General features: G+C 65.5%; 16 protein-coding genes. 9 read left to right on the top strand and 7 right to left on the bottom strand.

Annotated elements, in window-relative coordinates; genetic code table 11:
* Nucleotides 1–118: 118 nt before the first annotated feature.
* The 4 genes from cofG to BN1959_RS12955 form a co-directional block, all read right to left on the bottom strand.
* Nucleotides 119–1285, bottom strand: coding sequence for a 7,8-didemethyl-8-hydroxy-5-deazariboflavin synthase subunit CofG (gene cofG, locus BN1959_RS12970; protein ID WP_053949047.1), 1167 nt, complete (start codon nt 1283–1285; stop codon nt 119–121).
* 52 nt (nt 1286–1337) lie between these two features.
* The gene (cofC, locus tag BN1959_RS12965; protein WP_053949046.1) at nt 1338–1952 is read right to left on the bottom strand and encodes a 2-phospho-L-lactate guanylyltransferase; all 615 of its coding nucleotides are present in this window, start codon (nt 1950–1952) and stop codon (nt 1338–1340) included.
* 13 nt (nt 1953–1965) lie between these two features.
* Complete coding sequence (locus BN1959_RS12960; RefSeq protein WP_202594689.1) at nt 1966–3150, bottom strand: tubulin/FtsZ family protein; 1185 nt, start codon at nt 3148–3150, stop codon at nt 1966–1968.
* A 138-nt stretch (nt 3151–3288) separates the two neighbouring features.
* Nucleotides 3289–6054, bottom strand: a complete 2766-nt coding sequence (locus BN1959_RS12955) for an AAA domain-containing protein (RefSeq protein ID WP_053949044.1) — start codon at nt 6052–6054, stop codon at nt 3289–3291.
* A 98-nt stretch (nt 6055–6152) separates the two neighbouring features.
* Here BN1959_RS12955 and BN1959_RS12950 point away from each other — a divergent pair, with 98 nt between their 5' ends.
* Nucleotides 6153–6452 carry a type II toxin-antitoxin system HicB family antitoxin gene (locus BN1959_RS12950; RefSeq protein WP_053949043.1) on the top strand — a complete coding sequence of 100 codons (300 nt, stop codon included), beginning with the start codon at nt 6153–6155 and terminating at the stop codon, nt 6450–6452.
* Nucleotides 6453–6469: 17 nt separating this feature from the next.
* Here the strand turns inward: BN1959_RS12950 and BN1959_RS12945 are convergent, their stop codons facing one another.
* Entirely contained in the window at nt 6470–7282 is an 813-nt protein-coding gene (locus tag BN1959_RS12945; protein WP_053949042.1) for an aminoglycoside N(3)-acetyltransferase, read from the bottom strand.
* A 115-nt stretch (nt 7283–7397) separates the two neighbouring features.
* Between BN1959_RS12945 and BN1959_RS12940 the strand changes: the two genes are divergently transcribed.
* A complete protein-coding gene (locus BN1959_RS12940) occupies nt 7398–7625 on the top strand; it encodes a hypothetical protein (RefSeq protein ID WP_053949041.1) in 228 nt (75 codons plus the stop codon).
* Here the strand turns inward: BN1959_RS12940 and BN1959_RS12935 are convergent, their stop codons facing one another.
* Nucleotides 7626–8624: a zinc-dependent metalloprotease gene (locus BN1959_RS12935; protein ID WP_053949040.1), complete on the bottom strand. Its 999-nt coding sequence runs from the start codon at nt 8622–8624 to the stop codon at nt 7626–7628. It abuts the gene before it with no gap.
* A gap of 390 nt (nt 8625–9014) precedes the next feature.
* Here BN1959_RS12935 and BN1959_RS14865 point away from each other — a divergent pair, with 390 nt between their 5' ends.
* The 6 genes from BN1959_RS14865 (at nt 9015) to BN1959_RS12910 (ending at nt 17131) form a co-directional block, all read left to right on the top strand.
* The gene (locus BN1959_RS14865; RefSeq protein ID WP_154018289.1) at nt 9015–9176 is read left to right on the top strand and encodes a hypothetical protein; all 162 of its coding nucleotides are present in this window, start codon (nt 9015–9017) and stop codon (nt 9174–9176) included.
* 165 nt (nt 9177–9341) lie between these two features.
* Nucleotides 9342–9752: a hypothetical protein gene (locus tag BN1959_RS12930; RefSeq protein WP_053949039.1), complete on the top strand. Its 411-nt coding sequence runs from the start codon at nt 9342–9344 to the stop codon at nt 9750–9752.
* 828 nt (nt 9753–10580) lie between these two features.
* On the top strand, nt 10581–13400 hold the full coding sequence (locus BN1959_RS12925) for a transglutaminase TgpA family protein (protein ID WP_053949038.1): 2820 nt from the start codon (nt 10581–10583) through the stop codon (nt 13398–13400).
* A complete protein-coding gene (locus BN1959_RS14915; protein ID WP_053949037.1) occupies nt 13397–14062 on the top strand; it encodes a DUF7269 family protein in 666 nt (221 codons plus the stop codon). The genes BN1959_RS12925 and BN1959_RS14915 overlap by 4 nt, the downstream gene beginning before the upstream one ends.
* The gene (locus BN1959_RS12915) at nt 14055–15536 is read left to right on the top strand and encodes a DUF58 domain-containing protein (protein ID WP_161803754.1); all 1482 of its coding nucleotides are present in this window, start codon (nt 14055–14057) and stop codon (nt 15534–15536) included. Before BN1959_RS14915 ends, BN1959_RS12915 begins: the two co-directional genes overlap by 8 nt.
* Entirely contained in the window at nt 15536–17131 is a 1596-nt protein-coding gene (locus tag BN1959_RS12910) for a DUF7519 family protein (RefSeq protein ID WP_053949035.1), read from the top strand. The genes BN1959_RS12915 and BN1959_RS12910 overlap by 1 nt, the downstream gene beginning before the upstream one ends.
* On the opposite strand, the gene BN1959_RS12905 is transcribed toward BN1959_RS12910, so the two are convergent.
* Nucleotides 17128–18081, bottom strand: coding sequence for an AAA family ATPase (locus BN1959_RS12905; RefSeq protein WP_053949034.1), 954 nt, complete (start codon nt 18079–18081; stop codon nt 17128–17130). The two genes, BN1959_RS12910 and BN1959_RS12905, sit on opposite strands and share 4 nt — an antisense overlap.
* A gap of 330 nt (nt 18082–18411) precedes the next feature.
* Between BN1959_RS12905 and BN1959_RS12900 the strand changes: the two genes are divergently transcribed.
* Nucleotides 18412–21030, top strand: a complete 2619-nt coding sequence (locus BN1959_RS12900; protein ID WP_079978699.1) for a carboxypeptidase regulatory-like domain-containing protein — start codon at nt 18412–18414, stop codon at nt 21028–21030.
* Nucleotides 21031–21047: the final 17 nt, after the last annotated feature.

Raw genomic sequence — 21047 nt, 5'->3', positions numbered from 1 at the left:
CCGCTCGCTCACTTCGTTCGCTCGCGGAGAGTAGCTCACCTGCACTTAGCGAATGATCCTCACTTCGGTAGTAACTCAGCGCAGCAAGCTCCGGGAACAGATATCGCCGACAGTCGGCTTACTCTGGGACCGACAAGGGTCCCGCCCGCCGCGCGACCGCCCGGAACCGCCGGCCGTGGGCGTCGTCCTCGGCGACGCGCTCGCGGACCGGTTGGGGCAGCCACTCGCCGCCGTTCGCGGGCGGGTCGGCGACGCGGCCGTCGAACCCCTCCCGGCGCAGATCCGCCGGGAGGTAACGGTCGTACGTCGGGAGTCGTTCGTACAGCGGGACGCCCGCGCTATCGGCGATCTCGCCCAGTTCCCGCAGTGCGGGCCACTCGTAGTCGGGGTTGATGTAGTCGTCCGTGATCGGCGAGACGCCGCCGAGGTCGTCGACGCCGCAGTCGAGCAGGTCGCGGGCTGGCGAGAGGTTCGGCGGCACCTGCACCGAGACCTCTTCGGGCAGCGCGGCGCGGGCCATCGCGACCGTCCGGCGCATCGTCTCGAGACTGGGTTTCTCGAAGTCCGAGCGCTCGTTCGGGACGACGTTCTGGACGATCACCTCCTGCACGTGATCGTAGCGCTCGTGGAGCTCCCTGATCGCGAGCAGGCTCTCGGCACGGTCGCGCCACCCCTCGCCGATGCCGACGAGGATCCCCGTGGTGAACGGGACGCCGAGCTCGCCGGCGTTCTTGATGGTGTTGAGCCGCTGGCCGGGCGTCTTGCGCCGGCCGCCCGAGTGGGCCTGTACGTCCGCGGTCGTCTCCAGCATCACGCCCATCGAGGCGTTCACGTCGGCGACTTCCGCCATCTGCTCGGGGGTCTGGTCGCCGGGGTTGGCGTGGGGGAGCAGCCCCTCCTCCAGCGCGATCTCGCAGGCTTCGCGCAGGTACTCGTGGATCGAGCCGTGGCCCCACTCGGCCAGCTGGTCGTGGATCGCGGTGTAGCGGTCGTCGGGGTCGTCGCCGAACGTGAACAGCGCCTCCGTACAGCCCGCGTCGGCGCCGATGCGGCACTCCTCGCGGATCTCTGCGGGCGACATGAGGTCGGCCTCGCCCGGCACGTCGTAGTAGGTGCAGTAGGTGCAGGTGTAGCGGCAGGCGGTGGTGAGCGGGATGAACACGTTCCGGGAGAACGTCAGCGCGTCGGCCGCCGAGACGTCGTCGGGCGTCACGTCGAGCAGGCGGTCGACCTCGGCGTCGCTGACCGAGAGGTCGATACCGTACTCGTCGGCGCCCGGGATCACGCTCGGAGGTGGCGGGGGGACGAGTAAGAAGCTTTCACCCCGGCGGCCCGGCTCACTCCCGGACCACCTCGACCCGCCCGCCGCCGACCGAGAGCTCGAACCCGGCATCTTCCAGCCAGTCCCGCGCCGCGCCGTCGCCGTGGAGCAACAGCTCCGGCAGGTCTGCAGGCTCGTCGATGTCGACCGCGAGCAGCCGCGAGTCCACCTCGCGGATCGAGAGCCCTGCCTCGCGGGCGATCGCGAGGTGATCGCAGTAGGAGGTGCCGTGGTAGTCGACGTGAAACGCCGGATCACGAGCGAGCAGGGCGTTCGTGCCGCCGCCGAGCCCGGCGGCGATCGCGAGGTCGGCCTCGGCGCCGAGCAGGTCCGCGAGCGCGTCGGAGGTCGCGAGCGCGAGGTCGGCCATCACGACCGCCGTCGGCGCCGTATCGAGGCGGTCGTTCACGGCGGGTGTGAGCGCGCGCTCGTCGATCTCGACCGCGGCATCCACGGCGTCGACGGGACCCGTCGAGAGCACCGTCACGTCGAGGGGCCGCGGGACCGCGTCGAGCGCCGCGAGCACGTCCCGAAGCATCGCGTCGGCGAACTCGCGTCGCTCGTCGGTGTCGAGCGTGTCGGCGAGACGGGTCTTCGGACGGTCGGCAGCGAAGGGAACGACGACGTGCACGAGGGAAGCGTGCTCAGAACAGCGACTCGAGTTCGTCGTCGTCGTCGTTGACGAGCTCGTCGAGGTTCTCCTCGCTCTCCTCCTGGATGTCCTCGATGTTCTCCTGGGCCTCGATCGCGACCTGCTGGAGCTCCTTGATCCGCGGGACGTTGTTCACGCCCGACAGCAGGATCACGCTGGCGACGAAGTTCGCCCCCCGAACGGGGTAGTCGCCACCGCGGACCTCCATCGAGCCGGTCTGCTCCTCGAGCCACTTCCGCCCGCGCTCGATGCCTTTGCGGTTGAGGTACTTCGGCGGGCCGGCCATCACCAGCAGCGCGCGCTCGGCACCCTCGATCTCGCAGGGCAGCGTGAGCCGTCCGAGCGCCGCCTTCCGGACGAGGCTGGTGATCCGGTTGGTCGTGTGGGCGGTGTCGAGCTCGTCTTCCTCCTCGCCGCCGGTGAGCCGGGAGAGCAGGCCGCCGTTGCCGCCGCCGGCGTTCTCGACCTCCTCGCTGGCGTAGCCGACGGTGGAGACGCCGCCGCCGGAGAGCGTGTTGATGATCTCCGAAGAGTCGACGACGCTTTCGGCGACTTCCCCGCCCTGCTCGACCTCACCCGCGCCGAACAGCAGCCCGAAGCGCTGGACGATCTCCTCGTTGATCTGGTCGTAGCCGCCCTGGACGGACTCCCCGGTCTTCCGCCACGCGTCGTTGTCGAACACCATGAGGTTGTCCACCTCACGAACGAACGTCTGGAACGATCGCGCGGCGTTGAGGGTGTAGATACCCCCCTCGTCCGAGCCCGGCAGGATCCCCAGCCCGTAGACGGGCTCGGTGTAGATTCGCTTGAGGTGTTTGGAGATCACGGGCGCGCCGCCGCTGCCCGTCCCGCCGCCGAGGCCGGCGACCACGAGGAACGCGTCGACCTCGTGAACCGGGATGGAGTCGATGGCCCCCTGCACCTCGTCCATGTCCTCCTCGGCGATCTCGGCGCCGAGTTCGTTGTCGGCGCCGACGCCGTGGCCCTTCACCCGGGACTGCCCGATGAGCACCCGTTGGCTCTCCGGGATGTTGTCGAGCCCCATCAGGTCGGCCTTGGCCGTGTTGACCGCGACGGCGGCCCGAACGATGTTCGAGCCGTTCTCGGCGTCGTAGCCGACGAACTTGTCGACGATCTTCCCGCCGGCCTGACCGAACCCGATCATTGCCAGCTTCATGCGTGCGCTCCCCTCATCGTTAATCGGGAGTGACGGGGAACCCGAACAAAAGGCTTGTGGGCCAGCCCCACGCTGACCGGCGAAATCTCCCGTCAACTGACCTAAACTTGAAGGTTCACATTCGACTATTGACGCTTCTTACCGACGTGCCCACTCCAACATGCGCTGGTAGAACGGCTCGGAGCCGAGCGCGCCGGCGTCGCCGACGAGCACGAGCGACTTCTTCGCCCGCGTGAGCGCGACGTTCATCCGCCGCGGATCGTCGTAGATCGGCCCCGAGAGCTCGCCCGTCGCGACGAAGGAGACGATTATCACCTCCTCGCTCGACCCCTGGAAGCGGTCGACCGTGTCGACCGTGGCGTCGACCCGGCGAGAGATCTCCGCGACCTGTGCCCGGAACGGGGCGATCACGCCGATGTCGTCCTCGTCGACGCCCGCGGCGACGAACTGCTCGACGATCTCGGCGACGCGGTCGGCCTCCGCGGGGTTGGTGTTCCCCTCGCGCGCCCCGTCTGGATCGACGAACGCGACGGGGTCGCGCAGACTCGGGGGCAGCGCGTCCGCGTCGACATCGGAGAGGTCCGAGATCTGCTGTGCGGCCACGTCGCCGTTCGCGGGTCGGAGCGCGCCGTCGTAGAACTCCCGGGAGGGGAACGCCTGGATGCGCTGGGCCATCCGGTACTGCCGGTCCAGCAGCACCGACGCCTCGGGCGCGAGTTCGTGGAGGCGCTCGAACAGCGAGGTCGAAAGGTCGAGCCGGGGCGCCCGGTCGTCGCCGCCGATCGATCCACGTCCTTCGGTCGCCGTCCCACCATCCGCGGCCGTGGGACCGCCGAACCCCTCGGTCCACGTCTCGCCGCCCTCGGCCTGCACCACCGGGGGAAGCTGCTCGTGGTCGCCGACGAGGACGAACCGCTCGGCGAGGTTGATCGCCGCGAGCGTCGCCGGCTCGGTGAGCTGGGACGCCTCGTCGACCAGTGCCACGTCGAACGCCTCCTCGCGCATCACCCGCGAGCCACAGGAGGCGGTCGTCGCGGCCACCAGCGACGCCTCCTTCAGCTCCGCGATGCGCTCGCCCGGGTCGCCGGCCTCCTCGAGGTGGAGGTCCGTCATGTCCTCGCGGATGCCGGAATCGGTGCCGACGCGGACGATTTCCTCGTCGTCGACGCCAGCCTCACGGACCGCTTCGAGCGCGTTGTCGACCGCGCGGTTGGTGAACGCAGAGAGCAGCACGCGTTCGCCCTGCTCGATCATCGCTTTCACCGTCTGCGCGATGGTGTACGTCTTCCCCGTCCCGGGCGGACCGTGGACCAGCGCGAAGTCCTCGGCGCGGGTCGCGAGGTTGACGGCGTCGTTCTGGGCCTCGTTGTTGTCGATGTACTCGCGTTCGGGCCCCGAGAACTCCGGTTCCCTTCGGCCGAACAGCACGTCCTTCCGGTCGGGATCGCCCTTCAGCACGCCGTCGTGGAGCGCGGTGAGCATCCGATCCACCGAGAGTTCGGAGGGGTAGACGTCGAGCCGGCACACGGCGACGGGCTCGTCGGCCTCGACGACGATCTCGGCGCCGGCTTTCCCCGTTCCGAGCGACTGAATCCGGCAGAGTTCGGCGTGACCCGAGACGGGGTCGCCGTCGCTGGCCAGCGCCACGTCGCCCTCCCGGAGCTTCGAGACGGCGTCGTCGGGCTTGCGGGCTCGCAGGCGCCAGCGCCCGCCCGGGAGCTCCTCCCGCCCCAGCGGTTCGAGGTCGAGCAGCGCGCGGTCGTCGGCGGCGCGCTCCTCGGCGTTCTGCTCCCAGAGCTTGCGGTACTCGGCGTGGACCTCGCGGCGCTCGGCCTCGATTCCTCGGTAGAACCCCTCGACGTACGCGCGCTCCTCGGGCGGGAGCGGCTGACCGATCTGCCCGGCTTTGGACTCCTGATCGAGCCGGCCGGAGACGACCATGCAGGTGTCCTGCTCGAAGCAGTACTGACAGTTGGCGTCGGCCTCGAACCCCGTCGGCACCGAGGCGTCGAACTCCATCGCCGCCAGCTCGTTTCTGGTGCGGACGACGAACTTCAGCAGCCCCGGGCCGACGGAGAACTCCTTCGCCGGCGCGAGGTCGCCCGTCTCCTCGCTGCGTTCGAGCACGGTGTTCTTCGTGTACAGCAGCGTGCCAGTGTCCGCTTCGACGCCCTGCTCTTCGAGCATCAGCGCGTAGCAGGCCGCCTGCATCTTGTCCTGGAACCGCGGCTCGCGTTTGGTGTTCTTCCCGGTCTTGAGTTCCACGGGCATCCCACGGCGCAGCGCGTCGGCGCGCCCCTTCAGCCCGAACGTCGGCGAGATCAGCGTGTACTCCGAGCGCCACGTGTCCTCTTCGGTGAGGGTGCCCTGTTCGAGCCATCCCTCCACAGCGGCGGCGTTCCTGCGAACCTCGTTCTCGACCTCCTCGCGGTCGTAGCCCAGTGCGCCGAGTTCGAGGCCCGCCTCCGCAACGCGGTGGTCGATGGCGTCGTCGAGGTCGCGCCCGCGGAGCAGGTCGCCGAACACCTCGTGGACGACGGTCCCCTTCACGACGGGGTACTTGAGCGGGACGCCGGAGAGCTTGTTCAGGTAGTACATCCGCGGGCACTGCACCCACGAGCGTACGGCGGTCACGTCGACGAGGAACTCCGGTTCGAGGACGACCCACGAGTCGGGCGTCGTCTCGTAGGTGGTCTCGCCGCGGAACGCCGACTCCTCGGCGTCGGTGACGAGCAGCTCCATCCCTTCCTCGGCGTAGTCGGCGGTCTCGGCCCACTTGTTCCACAGCGTCACCGTCGTCGGGTCGGCGGCGCCGCGCTCGGGCCGGATCGTGAGCTCGACGAGGTCGGACCCGCCCGCGGTCCGTGGCTCGCCAACGTCGACGATCGGTCCCCGGATTCGCATTGTGGGGTGGAGTGGGTCCCGGAGGTAAACGGTGTCGGTCAGCGGAGTCGGCGAGGAGTCGACCGAACGATTTTGCCGCGATGGCGCCACGTACGCGTATGGGCACTGACACACCGAAACACGGTTCGACCGCTGCCCACCCAGCGTCTCGCAACATCTCGTTGTCGTGGAACGAGGACGCCGGGAACTGGTCGGCTGTCGACGAAGATCTGGGCGTTGCTTCGGTCGGCGAAACCCGTGAAGGGGCGCTGGCGATGCTCGACGAAGCGGTGGCCCTCCACACTGGTGAGGCGGGCGAGTCCATCGACTCCCGGGAAGTGGAAAAGGACGTGCTGGAAGGTCTAGGAATCGACCTGGATGAGGTAGGAAGGCCGGAAGAGTGCCACCGAACCCCCTGAGCTCCCACAGTGGCGACTTAGCGATGCTCGCTCAGCCACTCGGCGGCGAAGTCGACCAGCGCCGGCTGGTCGACGAGCGTCGCCGCCCCCGCCCCGACTTCCCCCGTCTCGACCGACTCGGGATGCTCGCCCTCGAACGTCGACCCGGCCACGAGGAAGTCGCCGCTCTCGTGGTCGATGTCGGTCCACTCGACCATCGTTCGCTCGCCGTCCTGTAGGACCGGCGCGGTCTCGGTCACTCGCTCGGCGTCGATGTCGGCGCGGTACTCCGCGAGGTGCAGCGACGTGTTCGACGCGTGGTCGGTCCCGAGCAGCAGCACCGAGCCGTCGCGGTCGTACACCCGCGCGAGCGGGGACTCCTCGCCCATCGCGTTCTCGAAGCTGTGGTCCGCGACGATCGCTTCGGCGTCGGCGCCCCACGCCGCGAAGGAGTACAGCGGGTGGCTGCTCCGCACCGTCTCCGGGTAGTCACGGAAACACTCCGCGACCGCGCCCATCCCGCGGCTCGGCGTCACCGCGGGCCGAAACGCCGGCATCGACTCGCGGATCTGCGGGATCCAGTCGTCCGGGACCGGGGGGTTCGTCCAGACCGACGGGTCGCTGTACTGCGTCGAGTGGGTCGGCATCACGACGGTTCCGTCCGCGGTCACGATGCGCTGGAGCGCGTCGACGACGGCCTGTGGCCCGCCGGCGACCCAGCCGAGTTCGGAGAGCGAGGTGTGGACGAGGAGGGTGTCACCCGCATCGACGCCCAGATCGCGGAGATCGGCGGCGATTCGCTCGACTGTGACGGGATCGTCGATGGCCGCGACGGCTGCGTGTTCGCCCATACGTTCGGGGGCGAGTGCGGGGTATAGGTGTCTTGTGGGCTGGCACAGGGCGGCGCAACCGCCGCGTTCAAGCCGTCGAACGCCCTCTCTGGAGCCATGAACGGGAGGCTGTGCGATGGGCGGTGACGGGAACAACGGCTCGCTGGTGCTGCAGGCCGGCTTCGTGCTGCTCATCGGTCTCTCCGGCGTGCTCGTGTCGATTCAGGCCGGCTCCAGCACCCGCTTTGCACTGCTCGCGGGCGTCGGGGGACTCGTCGTCGGCGCCGTCGTGACGTGGTTCGTCGTCCGGAACCTCCGGGACGTGATGCCCGACACGCCGGACATGTCCGAGCGGGAGTGGTAGCTACTCGATCCGGGCGAGCCAGCGCTCGGGATCGTCGAGTTCCGCGTCCGTCGGGAGGTTCTCCGGGCGGTCCCACACTCTCCCGGCGGTCTCCAGCCCCTCGGCGTCGGCGACAGCGGTGAAAAACGCCGCGCCGCGTTCGTACTGCCGGCGCTTGAGCCCGAGCCCGAGCAGCCGCCGGATCAGCTGATCGACCGGTCCGCCGCCGCCCCGCCGGGCGTCGATTTTCCGGCGAAGGTCGTCGTACTCCTCGTCGAACGCCCGATCCATCAGCAGTTCGGCGTACCCCTCGACGGCGGTCATCGCGGCGTCGAGCTCGGAGAACGCCTCGCGGTTCAGCCCGCCGGCAGCGAGTTCGGTCACCGTGTCGCGCATCCGTGATTCGAGGTAGCCCGGCAGCCACTCCGCGGCACCGAACTCCGCGGCGTGGGTCACCTCGTGAAACGCGATCCAGCGCCGGAACCGCGGGAAGTCGACGTTCAGTTCTCTGGCGGTGCGCTCGATGTTCGGGTGGACGAAGTACAGTTCGTGGGTCGGGCCGTCGTCGGTAGACGCGGACCGCGGCGACGTTCGGCCGCGGTCGGCCTCCGCCAGCAGGAGCGGGTCGTACTGCCCGAGGACGTGCCGGCCGAGGAAGGCAAGCGAGAACGACATCGAGCCCGTGTTGACGACGCGGGAGGCACCGGGGAACAGCGGCTGGTCGAACTCCTCGGCCATCGGCTCGATCAGCCGCCGGAACGTGTCGACGTTGGCGTCGATCCAGTGGTGGCGGTTCTGGAGCGACACCGTCTCGGGCACGTCGAACTCGACGCCGCCGACCTCGCGGATGCGGTCCCGGGCGTCGCGGACGTCGGTCGCGTACCCCTCGCGGTCGGCCGCCGAGAGGTCGAGCGAGCCGGGGTCGGTCCCGGACTTGGCGGCCTCGGAGACCGCCGCCCAGTCGACGACGCCGTCGCCGGAAGCCGACGCCACGGCGCCGACGCTGCGGAAGAGATCCATACCCCTACTGGGCGGGCGGCGGGCAAAAGCTTCGCCCCTCAGCGTCATGCCAGGTGGACCCTCTGATCTTAAGAACTTGCCCAAGGCTTGCATTCCGATATCAGTGCACCATTCTTGTCTGCGTTGTCGTCCAACTCACACTCGTGACACTCCACGATATCACCTGCACGACGACCGACGGTCTCTGCATCGAGCGAATCCGGATAGAAGACAGGGCCAGAAAGCTCATACGGCTCGATTCACAACTGCTGGATGGCGCTTGGAGTACGATTCCAGCGCCAACTGTAACGAGGATCCATCGTCCGGCCCCTCGCCGGACGCCTTCCAGAGTGAGTTTCCAAAGCAGCTGCTCATGCCACCGATCGCCCACTTGCTTAGCGCACCTACCACTTGGACGGCATCGCGTACAAGGCTGCACGCATCGAGCGGGTCAGCCTCGACGAGTTCGTTGTGACCTTCGGAACCGCCCCCGAGAGCGGACCGACCCACGATGGGTTCGACAGGCAGGAACTCCTGCAGGGCTACCTCGAGTACGCCGACCGGGATACTTGACGGGTCCGACATGCTGGTCACGTTCCCGCTGTTTGGCGGACTGACCTATCGCAGGTGACGCAGTCGTCGATGGTGGGAGAGAGTACTCGGGCTTCATGGCTCACTTCTGTGTTAATCGCCGCGTCCGGAGCACTCTTCTTCACGAACCACAATTAAATGACACGTATGGTGGATTCTCGCGTATGGGCCGTTGCTGTGTTGGTGCTCATGGCCGCCTTCGCACCATCCACGGCCGTAGCCTCCACCACTATGCAGACAGAAACGGCAGCACCGGTCCCGATCCCCGGTGCGGATTGTGAGGTCGGGTTCCGAGACCTCCTGACGGTGATCGATGCGTACAACAGCAACGGCTCGATCAGCGGCATCGAGGTCGAGTTTCCGGAGCTGCTCCGCGTGATCGAGTTATACAACAGCGGCGATGTTGTCGCCGACTGTTCGTCGGAAGGTACGCTTACCGTGACAACGATCGGCCCCACTACGCAGACACTCCAGGTCGCTAGCGTCGACGGCGTCGACGTCATGTTTGTCCTGTTGCTGTTGACAGCCGCGCTCGCACTCCGGCGCTGGACGCAATAAGCGATCCCGAGGATCCGGAGATGCAACTCGTTCGGCCACTCAACGGCGGTATCGCCCGAGCGATCGGGATAGTTGAGCACCGGTATGCTTTTCGGGTGTCGAGGAATCACTCCTCGATATGGCGTCCACCGTTACCGACGCTGTGCGGATCACGTGCCTCCACTGTACGGCGAAAACTGATGTCGATCCTGTCCAATCCGGCAACTGCAAGGATCCTGAACGGTGGTCGCACTGCCCCCGCTGTGGATCGGAGGACATCTCGATCGAGCCGGCGTAAGGTTGCGTCGTCGATGTCGGCGAACATGAAGTGTGTCGACGCTTTGGGGAATGTCATCACCTATGTGCTTTTCTGAGGCCAGCAACCACTTCCGGATATGCCTTACAGCGTCACTGATGCGGTCCGGATCACGTGTTTCGACTGTATGGCGAAAACTGATGTTCTCCCTATCAGGACCGGGAATGGGAAAAACGCCGATCGGTGGTCACACTGTCCCCAGTGTGCGTCGGAGGACATCTCGATCGAAGCGAAGTAAGGTTGTGGCATCAACGCCGGCGACCGTGAGGTGCGTCGACATGCGTGTGAGTGGAAGCATCGCAAGTCAGTATCCGGACCGTCGGTAGACCCGCCCGATGAGTAAGAGGTCCTGTATACCGGCTGTTGCACTGTAAATGAAGCAGGAATGATGGGATTCGACAGAAGCGAGAAATTCTATCGTTTCTCGAAGCGAACAGTCGGTCGCGTGGAGCTGGCGACAAACGCCCGAATAGACGTAGTTATCCCTATCGCATCATTCATGACCCCCGGGCTAAAGGTAGAAAACGAAACACGTGAGCGACGACAAGGGAGCCGTCGAACTCGGAGGCGACCGCCGGTGGTGGCGCGTCCTGTTGACGTTGGTCTGTGTCGCCGCAGTCGTGCTCGCCAGCGTGGCGCTGCCGCTGTTCGTGGGCGGCGGTGGAGCGCCTGCCGCACAGTTCAACCTTGGCCAGCCGCTAGGCGGGGAAGATAGCGGCGCCACGAGTCTAGCGTCGGGCGGGCTTGGCGCACTATCGGCGGACAGCCAGATGAATGCTGGAAGCAGCCAAGGCTCGACCGCGTCGAATGCTTACAACAGCCTGAACCAGGAAGTCCACTTCGTCGTCAGGAGCGAGCAACCCAGCTACTGGCGTACCGGCTCGTTCGACCGCTACACCGGGCAGGGGTGGGAGCGTACTGGCGACGCCCAGCCGTTCGACGGGACTACCCCTGTCGAGGGTGCCGCAGGCGAGCGGATCAACTACGAGGTGACGCTCGCCAAGTCGGCGACGGCGCTCCCGACTGTCTGGCGACCGCAGTCACTCTCCCTCGAGAGCGATGCACTCCAGTTGGAGCCGGGGCGGTCGATCTCGAGTCAGGAGCCAATGCCGGCCGACACGACCTACGTCGGCGAGTCCGTAGCGCCGCCAGACGATCCCGGCCTGCTTCGCTCGGCCGGCGAGGACTACCCTAACGAGGTGGAGTCGACCTACACCGACCTTCCCGCCGGCAACGACACCCAGCAGGTCGCCGCGTTCACGACCGAACTCACCACCGAATCGGAGACTCCCTACGAGACGGCAACCCAGATCGAGTCGTGGCTGGAGTCGAACAAAGAGTACTCACTGAACGCGAGCCACGATCGCGAGAACGGCACGATCACCTCGCAGTTCGTGTTCGAGATGAATCAGGGCTACTGCGAGTACTTTGCTACCGCGATGACGACGATGCTGCGCTCACAGGGTATCCCCGCACGCTACGTCGTGGGCTACGCGACGGGCGAACAGACCGGCCCCAACGAGTACACCGTCCGAGGGATGCACGCACACGCGTGGGTTGAAGTGTACTTCCCCGAGATCGGCTGGGTCCGTTTCGATCCAACCCCGAGCTCGGCACGCCAGTCTGCCGAGAACGAGGCCCTTGAGTCGACGACTACCGAGACGACCACTGGCACAGGCACGGGAACTGGAACCGGGACTGGGACCGGGACTGGAACGCCGACTGGAACCGGGACTGGAACGGGGACATTGGCCTCGACATCCACCCCAACGCCAACCCCCACACCGACCCCAACACCAACCCCGACAGACAGCTCCACGCCCACGCCGACACCCACCGCGACGCCCACCGAGAGTGAACCGCCACTGAACGTGACGCTCAACAGGACCGCCGTCCCCGGTGCCACTGTCGAGGTGACCGTGCTGCGCGAAGGTGAGCCAGTTGTCGGCGCCGAAGTGCTGTTCAACGGTGAGCCTGTCGGCCGGACCGACAACGAGGGGACCGTCGTCGCCAGAGTACCATACACCGCACAGTTGGACGTGACAGTACGGACCGACACTGCGGGCGTGCTGCCGCCCCCAGCTGACGCGCCGCGAGCCGTCGACGGCTACGCGGTCCAGACTAGCGAGAACACCACATTCACGCTCAACACCAACGCCTCGATTTCGTTCGTCGGCGAGGTGCGCAGTGACGCCCGGGTGACGCTGGTCGCAACCATCGACGATGTGCCCGTTCGCGACGGCAATGTGACGCTGAACGGCGATCAGATCGGCCGTACCGACGCCCAAGGCCGCTTCGAGTTCCGACTTCCCAACGATCCGGGGGAGTACGAGTACGCTGTTAGCCGCGGCAGCACCGAAGGCTCCGAGACCGTCACGATCCGCTCGCTCGAACTCAACTACAGCGTGGGCTGGCCCGCAACGATTCCGTTTGCGCCGGTAACGCTTAACGCCACCCTCGGTGACGAAGCGCTCCCCAACGCCACCGTCTCGATCGACGGCGAGGCCGTCGGTACCACTGGCATCGACGGCTCCGCGGTCGGGCGGCTGCCCCCCACCGACTCGGTCACGCTCGCCGTGAGCGCGCACGGTCAGCGCGCGTCGGTCGACGTCAAGGGGCTATTCAGCACGTTGGCACAAGTTGTCGGAGGTGTATTAGCCGGCGTCGGCGCAGTGTTCGGGATCGCGTACTACCGTGGGATCACCCCCCGGAGCTTGCTCGCGCGGGCGGGGGGGAGCATCAGACGGGGCTACCAACTGATCCTGGTCACGGTCGTCTCACTGGCCGACGCGCTGAGTCGTGGCGTCGAAGCAGTGATCGCGGCACTCTCGAACGCCAAAGACCGACTCGTCGAACTCGCACAGGCGCTCCGGAAGCGCACCAAGACCCCCGGCGAAGTCGCACAGATCATCATCACTTCCCTCACTGCGTGGGCCACCACAACTGTCGTGGCTATCCAGTCACTCCCGGAACGACTGCTCGCGTGGCTCCGAAACCTTCGAGCCAGTGAGCCGACGGCGGGAGCTGGATCAAGCGTCGGGGACACGACTGAGGCAGATCCCGAGACTGTGGCCGCCCGTGAGCGGATCAGCCAGGCGTGGCAGCGGTTCCTCAGTATCCTCCCACTCCGACAGGTACGCACCCTGACGCCGGGCGAAATTGCCCGATACGCGGTGGAGGATGCCAACCTTCCTGCCGGCCCGGTCACGCGCCTACGGGACGCTTACCGGGAAGTCACCTACGACAGCGCTGATCCCACCACGCGACAGGAAGTCGCCGAGGAGGCCATGGAGTCGATTAACTCCGAACAGGCAGCAGATGACGGTGACGAATCCGGAGGTGATGCCGCGTGAGTGTACTCGGCCTGCTCCGACGCGGGCTACTCACACTCACCTTGCTGGCCCTGCTTGGCGTCGCAGCCGCGCTGCTGCTCGCGCCCGAACTGCTCGCTCCGGCCGAAGGCGTGCTGACACCCATCTACGACCAGATTTCGGAGTACGACACGGACCAGCTACTGAACACGGCGGTCGGCGCCATCGCCGCCATGGCACTGCTAGTCGTCGCGATCCGGAAGCTCTCGGGTACGACCGGCGAGGCGGACCCAGTTCTCGTCGGCGACGACGAGCGACTCCCGGAGTCCGTTAACGTCGACCCGGCGACCGTCACGGGCTACGCTGCCGACGAGGCACTCGACGGCGTCGAGTCGCTTGACGATGCCCGTCAGTACCGCAATGATCTTCGGGAGACTGCCGTTTCGGCACTCCAGACCGCAGGCGAAAGCCCCGAAGCGGCCCGCCGTCGGATCGAACAGGGTGCGTGGACCGATGACGACCTCGCGGCAGGGTTCCTGGGCGACGCCGCCCCGGTACCACTGCTCGCTCGGCTGCGCGGGTGGCTTGACGAGGCCGCCGAAGGCCGGCGACGTCTCGTTCGCAGCATTGACGCCGTCGCCACGCTCGCAACCGCCCCCGACGCCGCCACGCGAACACCGATCGAGGAGGAGACAGATGAGTGACGCAACGCAGCGATCGCGCGAAGAACAGGACACGACCGGCCAGCCGACCCCATCCCAGTCCGGCGATGACGCGACACCGAGCGAGACTGGGACAGCTGGAGCGGCAGAATCGACTGGCTCTACACTGACGCTTCTACGCCGCGTGCGCCGCATCGGCCCCTGGAGCGTCTGGCTCGTCGGTGGCCTCTTCCTGCTTGGTCTGGGACTGTTCTACGCCAAAGCGACGCTGGTCGCCGGCGCCACGATCCCATTCGTCTACGTAGGGTACGCCGCGCTATCAACGCTGCCTGGGGACCTCTCGATCGACGTGAAGCGCACCGTCGATGACCGGCAGCTGACCCCCGGCGATCCCGTCGAGGTGACGGTATCGGTCACCAACACCGGCGACTCGGTGGTGACGGACCTCCGGATCGTCGATAGCGTTCCCAAGGAATTGGCCGTTACTGACGGGTCTGCCCGGGCATCGCTGGCGCTGCGGCCCGGCTCTACCGGCTCGTTCTCCTACACTGTGATCGCCAAGCGCGGGGACTTCGCGTTCGGCGATGCACGGCTGGTCGCGCGCTCGCTGTTGGGCACTGACACCGCGACACTTTCGGCGACCGTCAGCGGTGCCGACTCCGTCAACTGCACTGATCCGGCGGCCCTCGACGGGCTGGATCAGGCGACGAAGCTCCGGACCGGGGTGACCCAGAGCGATCAAGGTGGCGAAGGGCTGGAGTTCCACTCCACGCGGGAGTACCGTCCAGGCGACGCCCAGAACCGAGTGAATTGGCGGCAGTACGCAAAAACTGGCGACCTAGTTACCACGGAGTTCAGACAGGAACGCGCAGCCCGGGAAATCGTACTGCTCGACGTCCGATCCGAGACTCGGCGATCCTTCGCACCGACCCATCCGACCGGCGCTGAGTACGCCGCTTACGCCGCTGAGGCGGCCGTCGAGCACTACCGTGGGCTAGGCCACCGCGTCTCGCTCGCCGTGCTTGGCGTCGACGCCGCCGACGTCGAAATGTCGATCCGGGAGGCCGGCAATGCACTCTGGGTCGAGAACGCCGGCACCGAAACAGGCCAGCACGCCGCCGACGCAGTGTTCTCGGCCGCCGCCGATGTGGCTGCCCGCCGCACCGCAGCCAATACTGCGCTCACCTCGCTCGCCGAGAACGAATCCGAGCCGGACCGCCGCGACGTCTCGGGGCTGATCGCACAGTTCCCCGAGCGTGCGGAGTTACTGATCGTCTCGCCGCTTGTCGGCCGGGCACCACTATCGTACGCGAAGCGGGCCGCGGTAGTCGGCAACGAACCGACACTGCTCTCACCAGATCCGACCGGCGAGGCAAGCGCTGGCGGCCGCCTCCACGGTGCTCGGCGGGAGATTCGGCTCCGGGAGGGCCGCGGCGTCTGCGAGCGCGTGATCGACTGGCCTGCCGAGCGGTCGCTCTCGGCGGTGGCCGCGGCAATCAATGGGGGTGGCCGGTGATGGCAGCCGAGCCCAACGACGAGGAGGCCGTGACGACAGTGTCCGAGACGAACTGGCGACCGCCGCGTGCTGGCTCGGCGCTCGCGGTGGCGATCGTCGCCGTCGCATGCTGGCTGTTGGCGGACGCACTGGGTGTGGTGGACTCACTGGCGGTCGCGACGGTTGGCGGCGCCGGTATCGCGGTGGTCGTCTGGCTAGCCAGCCGGGCACGCCCCGCCGCTCTCGGCACGCTCCTGGGCGTTGCCGTCGCCCCGCTGGCCGGCGGCCTGCTGTTCGCAGGGCTGGGCTACACGCTAATCGCCCAGCTGGCCGGCTTCGCACCACAGGGAACAGTGTTCGTCGGGGTGAGCGTCGTACTCGCTGGATTCGGCGCGGTGGCGATCCCAAATGATGCCGCCGACCGCGACAGCGTGACTGCAGCCACATGGAGTACGCTGCTGAGCACAGTGGGGCTGCTCGCGGTGGCGGCTGCGCTGATCGGGAACACCGTCCGGCAGAGGGAGGAGATGGAGCCGTTCGCCGACCTCCCGCTGCCTGAGACGATCCCAGAACTGCTCCCCGACGCGACGGCAGTGCCACCGCTCGGGAGCTTTCTGCTGATCGCCTCGCTGGCACTACTCGCACTGCGGGCTGCGTTGGCGGCGCTCCCGGTCGCGGAACTGCTCGACGATCGCGCCGGCGACGACGATGCCGCGATCAAGTCGTTCGAACAGCTCCAGTCGACGCTCGGGCGCACCACCATCGGCGTCATGGTCGGGGTCCTGCTCATCGGCGCGCGTATCCTGCTCGGACCGGCCTACGTCGAGCTCTGGGCGTTGGTCCCGCCGCCCGTGGTCGGTCTGCTTGATGGCCTCGCACGTGCACCGTTCCTGCGCTGGCTAGCAACGAGACTGCTGGTCGTCAGTGTCATCGTCGTCGTGTTGGTCCGCCTGATCCGACGGCTCCATCACGCCGGCATCCGGAAGCATCTCGGGAAGATCGCCATTGTTGCTGGCACGGGGCTCGCGTTGGCCGTCGGCTGGATGGGTCATGACCTGATCCTGAACACGCTATTGGGACGTTTAGAGACTGCGCTCCCCGGAACAGTCGGCGAGGTAGTGCTCCAGCAAGTCGACAGCGTAATCGAATACTACACCGGTGAGGTCGTTGCACTGGGACTCGTCGCACTGGGTGGGATCACGGCCGCATTATCGCTGGCAATGCTCCGTCTCGGGATGCTGTTCCAAGTAGTACCGGGGCGTCACAGCGGTCATGCACTCGCGAGTGGCGGCCTGCTCGGAGCCGGTGGGTTCGGGGCGGCACTCGGCGCACCGCTGCCGGCGTCGCTTGGTACGCTGATCGGTGCCGTTGTCGTTTGGGACCTCGGCCGCTTCGGCGTTAGTCTTGGCCGAGACGTTGGACGCCGGGCACCATCGCTCCCAGTGCAGTTCGTGCGCGTGCTCACTGCCGCACTGATCGGCGTAGTCACCGCTGGGTTCGGGATGGCAGCTGTCTCGATGACCCCCGTGGCCATCGCCACCGAGTCGGCGGCCGCAGTAGCGCTATTCGCGGCGGTCGGCGTGGCGTTCCTTGCGAGTCTGGTGCTCGCCCGCTAGGCCTCCATCGTGGGCACGGGAATCTGCCCCTTCACGTCTTCCAGCACGTCAGCGGCGTCGACACCTTCGATCTCGGCCTCCGCAGTCAGTACGAGTCGGTGGGGGAACACGTCGTCGACGGTCCGCTTTACGTCGTCCGGCACGAGATACGTACGGCCCTGCAACGTCGCGTAAGCACGGCTTGCCTCGAACAGGTGCTGGATCCCGCGGGGCGAGACGCCGACAGAGACGTGGCGGTGCTCGCGGGTCGCTCGCCCAAGTTTCACGAGATACTCTCGGACGTTCTGCTCGGCAGTGACTGTCTCCGGCACCGCTCGCAGGTCGCGGACCGTTGCCGTGTCGGCAACCGCTGAGACGCTGGGCACCGACTCGGTGCGGCCCGCACGGCGATCGATGAGCTCCATCTCGCCGTCGAACTCGGGGTAGCCCATCGACGTTTTCACAATGAAGCGGTCGCGCTGGGCCTCTGGCAGGCCGAACGTCCCTTCCTGCTCAACGGGGTTCTGCGTCGCGATGACGATAAAGGGGTCCGGAAGCTGGTGGGTTTCGCCGTCGACGGAGACCTGCCCCTCACCCATCGCCTCCAGTAGCGCGGCCTGTGTTTTGGGGGGCGCACGATTGATCTCGTCGGCCAGCACCACGTTCGCGAAGATCGGTCCCTCCGCGAACTGAAAATTGCCCGAACTCTCGTCGAACACGTTGGAGCCGGTGATGTCTGCCGGTAAGAGGTCCGGGGTGAACTGGATCCGTGTAAAAGAGAGGTTCAGCGCACCAGCGAGACTGCGGGCGGCAAGCGTCTTTCCCGTGCCCGGGACGTCCTCGAGCAGCACGTGGCCGCCAGCGAGCACGCCGGTCATCACCGTTTCGAGGAACGCGCGGTCAGTGACGACCGCCGCGCTCAGTTCGTCGATCACGTCTTCAGCTCGATCGGCAGCAGCTTCAGGATCCATTTGGGAGTAGGTATAGGGCATCCGATATGACGTTAATGGTGGATAATCTGCCGTCTGGCTCAGAATGGATGCTCGCGGGTGGTATTTCAACAGCGTAGGATACGATTTGGATAACGGAGAGCCCAAACCGCAATACTGCGCCACTTTTTGGTCATGTGGCTCGGTGCCACAAACCACGATTATCCACAAGACATTTATAACGAGGGAAACTGGTTGTGAATGCCCCTACCCATGGTGACAGCCAGTAGCTCCGGGACATTTGGCCCAGTTAACTGGGCCCGAGATTGGAGTGGCCGTTGTTACCGCTGAAGTAAAAAGATCTAGAAAAAGATGACAGAAGGAAATCAAAAAATTCGCGCGCTGTTCCTCACAGCATTGATGGTATTCTCCGTCTTCGGAGGTACCATTGCGCTCGGTGGAACAGCTGTCGCGGCTAACGAAGCAAACCCTGGCGCGGGTAACTCTGGTTCTATCCAGGGTGATGCCCTTGATCCAGGTAATGTTACAGAAGGCACAGTAACGAACAACCATCTGGTGAACTTCACCGTCACCAACGTTACCAACAACGGTAACACGGACACGGTCAACGTCACGTTCCCCGACGAGCTCGCCTCGATGCAGAGCTTCTCGGTGAACGGTGTGTCGGCTGAAGACGAAGATGACAACAGCATCTCCATCGAGGATGATGCGAATCTCGTCGACGATAACACGGTTCAGTTCACTATCGCGAACGACAGCGGCACAACCAGTGACATCGAATTCAAGCTCGATGTGACTACGGAAGCACCCGAAGTCAGTAAATATACTGAGTTCGGGATTAACGCGTCCTTCGTCGACAACGGTGCAGACAACGTTGATTCCACGGAGATCGCCACTCTCGGTGTCTACGACACCGACGACGACGACTCTTCGGACACGGGTTACCTGTCTGGTCGTGTCTCCGATTCGAACAACAACGACGTTACTGGTGTGACTGTTCAGGCAACGAACGCGTCGATGGACCTGCAGGCATCGACGACGACTAACGAGAACGGGGAATACACGCTGCGACTCCCCGAAGGCGAGTACGATATCAAGGTCCTGGCCGAGGACTACGAGACAGCGACCAGTAAGGATAACGAGGTTGCGGCTGGCTCGACCACGTCCGCGAACCTCGTTGTCGAGAAAATCATCAATCCGGACAACATCGAGATTGTTGAGTCCGATACGACCGCCGTCGCAGACGGTGAGGACCAGGTGTCCTACACTGTCAACGTGACGACGGACGACCGAGAGAACTCCCCGAGCGCCTACGAGGGCGCGACGGTTGTTCTTGGCGACGAAACTGAACTCGCCGACGGTAACTTCACTGAGATCAGTGTGGACACGAACGCCAGCGGTCTGGCGACGTTCACCGCAAACAGCACTGAAGTGGGCGAGTTCGACATCGAGTTCGAGCTCGATAGTAACTCGAGCGTCAACGCGTCGAGCACTGCAACCTTCCGTCCGGTGGAAGGTAACGCGCAGGTGAAAGGCGACGTGGTTAACAACGAGACGGAAGCTGTCTCCGGTGCGACTGTCTGGGTTGCCTACCAGGGCGAAAACCAGACGCTCACATACGCACAGGAGAACCAGGAGTATCTGGTGAGCCAGACAAATGCCGACGGTGAGTACTCGATTGAGGGTATCGTCGCTGAAGGCGGCAACGATACTGTCAACGTGTACGTGCTCGCAAGCGGCTACAACGCGGATAACGAAACCGACATGGGTGTCGGTGCCTGGGTGGCAGCCAACGAAACCCAGACCGTCTACGAAGACGCCACGGAGAATCACGACTTCATCCTGGAAGCCGGCGGCCCGGCTCAGGAATACCGCCTTAACGTGACTGTCGAGGACCAGAAGTCGGTTGAAGCGCCGATCGACTCCACGGTCAACGCGACGGTCCACGTTGAGCAGCGCCAGAAGGGCTCCTCGCTCGACTGGAACGTTGCCGAAGACCAAGAGATCGAGGTCAGCCCCACCAACCTGGGTCCGGTTGACCCGAACAGTGACAACGTGACTACGAACGCGGACGGTGAAGCGAAGGTCACGTTCACTGCGAAGAACACCGGTGATACGAACATCACCGCAATGACGACCAGCGATGAAGGTACCGAATACAACACCACTGGTAGCGAGCAGGCTAGTGTCAGTGTCTTCGGTACTGGCTCGATCACCGGTGACGTTGTTAACGAAAACGACAATGCACTGGCTCGAGGCCAGGCAACCGTTCAGCTGTTCGTCAACAACAGCACGACGGGCGAATACGAGCCTGTCAAGACGATGAGCGGTGAGAACCGGACGTCCACGATTGGGGACTCCGGTTCCTACGTGTTCACCGACGTCCGGTCCGGTGAGCAGTACCGTATGGTCGCCACGACCGTTGAAACCAACCTGACCGGTCAGGCGACGACGGTTGATAGCATCCCGGCGGGTACGACCACCAACGACATCGTCGTTGTTGGTGCTACCCCGAACCCGGCTGACTTCCAGGTCTCCGACCTGAACCCGCAGGATGTCACCGTCACGCAGGGTGACAACATCACCGTGTCCGCCACCATCACGAACGATGGTGTCGTCGATGACACGCAGACTGTCGAGTTCCAGGTTGGCGGTGACACCCTCGCAAGTGAGGAGGTCACGCTGAACGGCAGCGAGACCACCACCGTCGAGTTCACCAACATCAGCACCAGTAGCCTTGACGCTGGTGACTACACGCACGGCGTGTACACTGATGATGGTGAGCAGACGGCGACGCTGACGGTCGAATCATCCAACGGTGAGACCAGTGTCGTCGACCAGTTCGACGAGAACAACGATGGTGAGATCAGTCAGGACGAACTGACTGATGCAGCAATCGCCTTCAGTGCGGGCGATATCACCCAGGATGAGCTCACAGAGGTTGCGATTGCCTTCAGTACGAGCTCATAACAAACCTACCACAGACC

The organism is Halolamina sediminis (assembly GCF_001282785.1).
Lineage (GTDB): Archaea > Halobacteriota > Halobacteria > Halobacteriales > Haloferacaceae > Halolamina > Halolamina sediminis.
The sequence above is the reverse complement of the archived record's forward strand: the minus strand, read 5'-3'. Positions and strand labels throughout refer to the sequence as shown.

Excerpts from the sequence above, each read along its gene's own strand:
- BN1959_RS12960 (WP_202594689.1), bottom strand. The coding sequence starts at position 3,150 with ATGAAGCTGGCAATGATCGGGTTCGGTCAGGCCGGCGGGAAGATCGTC.
- BN1959_RS12955 (WP_053949044.1), bottom strand. The coding sequence starts at position 6,054 with ATGCGAATCCGGGGACCGATCGTCGACGTTGGCGAGCCACGGACCGCG.
- BN1959_RS12950 (WP_053949043.1), top strand. The coding sequence starts at position 6,153 with ATGGGCACTGACACACCGAAACACGGTTCGACCGCTGCCCACCCAGCG.
- BN1959_RS12945 (WP_053949042.1), bottom strand. The coding sequence starts at position 7,282 with ATGGGCGAACACGCAGCCGTCGCGGCCATCGACGATCCCGTCACAGTC.
- BN1959_RS12940 (WP_053949041.1), top strand. The coding sequence starts at position 7,398 with ATGGGCGGTGACGGGAACAACGGCTCGCTGGTGCTGCAGGCCGGCTTC.
- BN1959_RS12935 (WP_053949040.1), bottom strand. The coding sequence starts at position 8,624 with ATGGATCTCTTCCGCAGCGTCGGCGCCGTGGCGTCGGCTTCCGGCGAC.
- BN1959_RS12930 (WP_053949039.1), top strand. The coding sequence starts at position 9,342 with ATGGTGGATTCTCGCGTATGGGCCGTTGCTGTGTTGGTGCTCATGGCC.
- BN1959_RS12915 (WP_161803754.1), top strand. The coding sequence starts at position 14,055 with ATGAGTGACGCAACGCAGCGATCGCGCGAAGAACAGGACACGACCGGC.
- BN1959_RS12910 (WP_053949035.1), top strand. The coding sequence starts at position 15,536 with ATGGCAGCCGAGCCCAACGACGAGGAGGCCGTGACGACAGTGTCCGAG.
- BN1959_RS12905 (WP_053949034.1), bottom strand. The coding sequence starts at position 18,081 with ATGGATCCTGAAGCTGCTGCCGATCGAGCTGAAGACGTGATCGACGAA.
- BN1959_RS12900 (WP_079978699.1), top strand. The coding sequence starts at position 18,412 with ATGACAGAAGGAAATCAAAAAATTCGCGCGCTGTTCCTCACAGCATTG.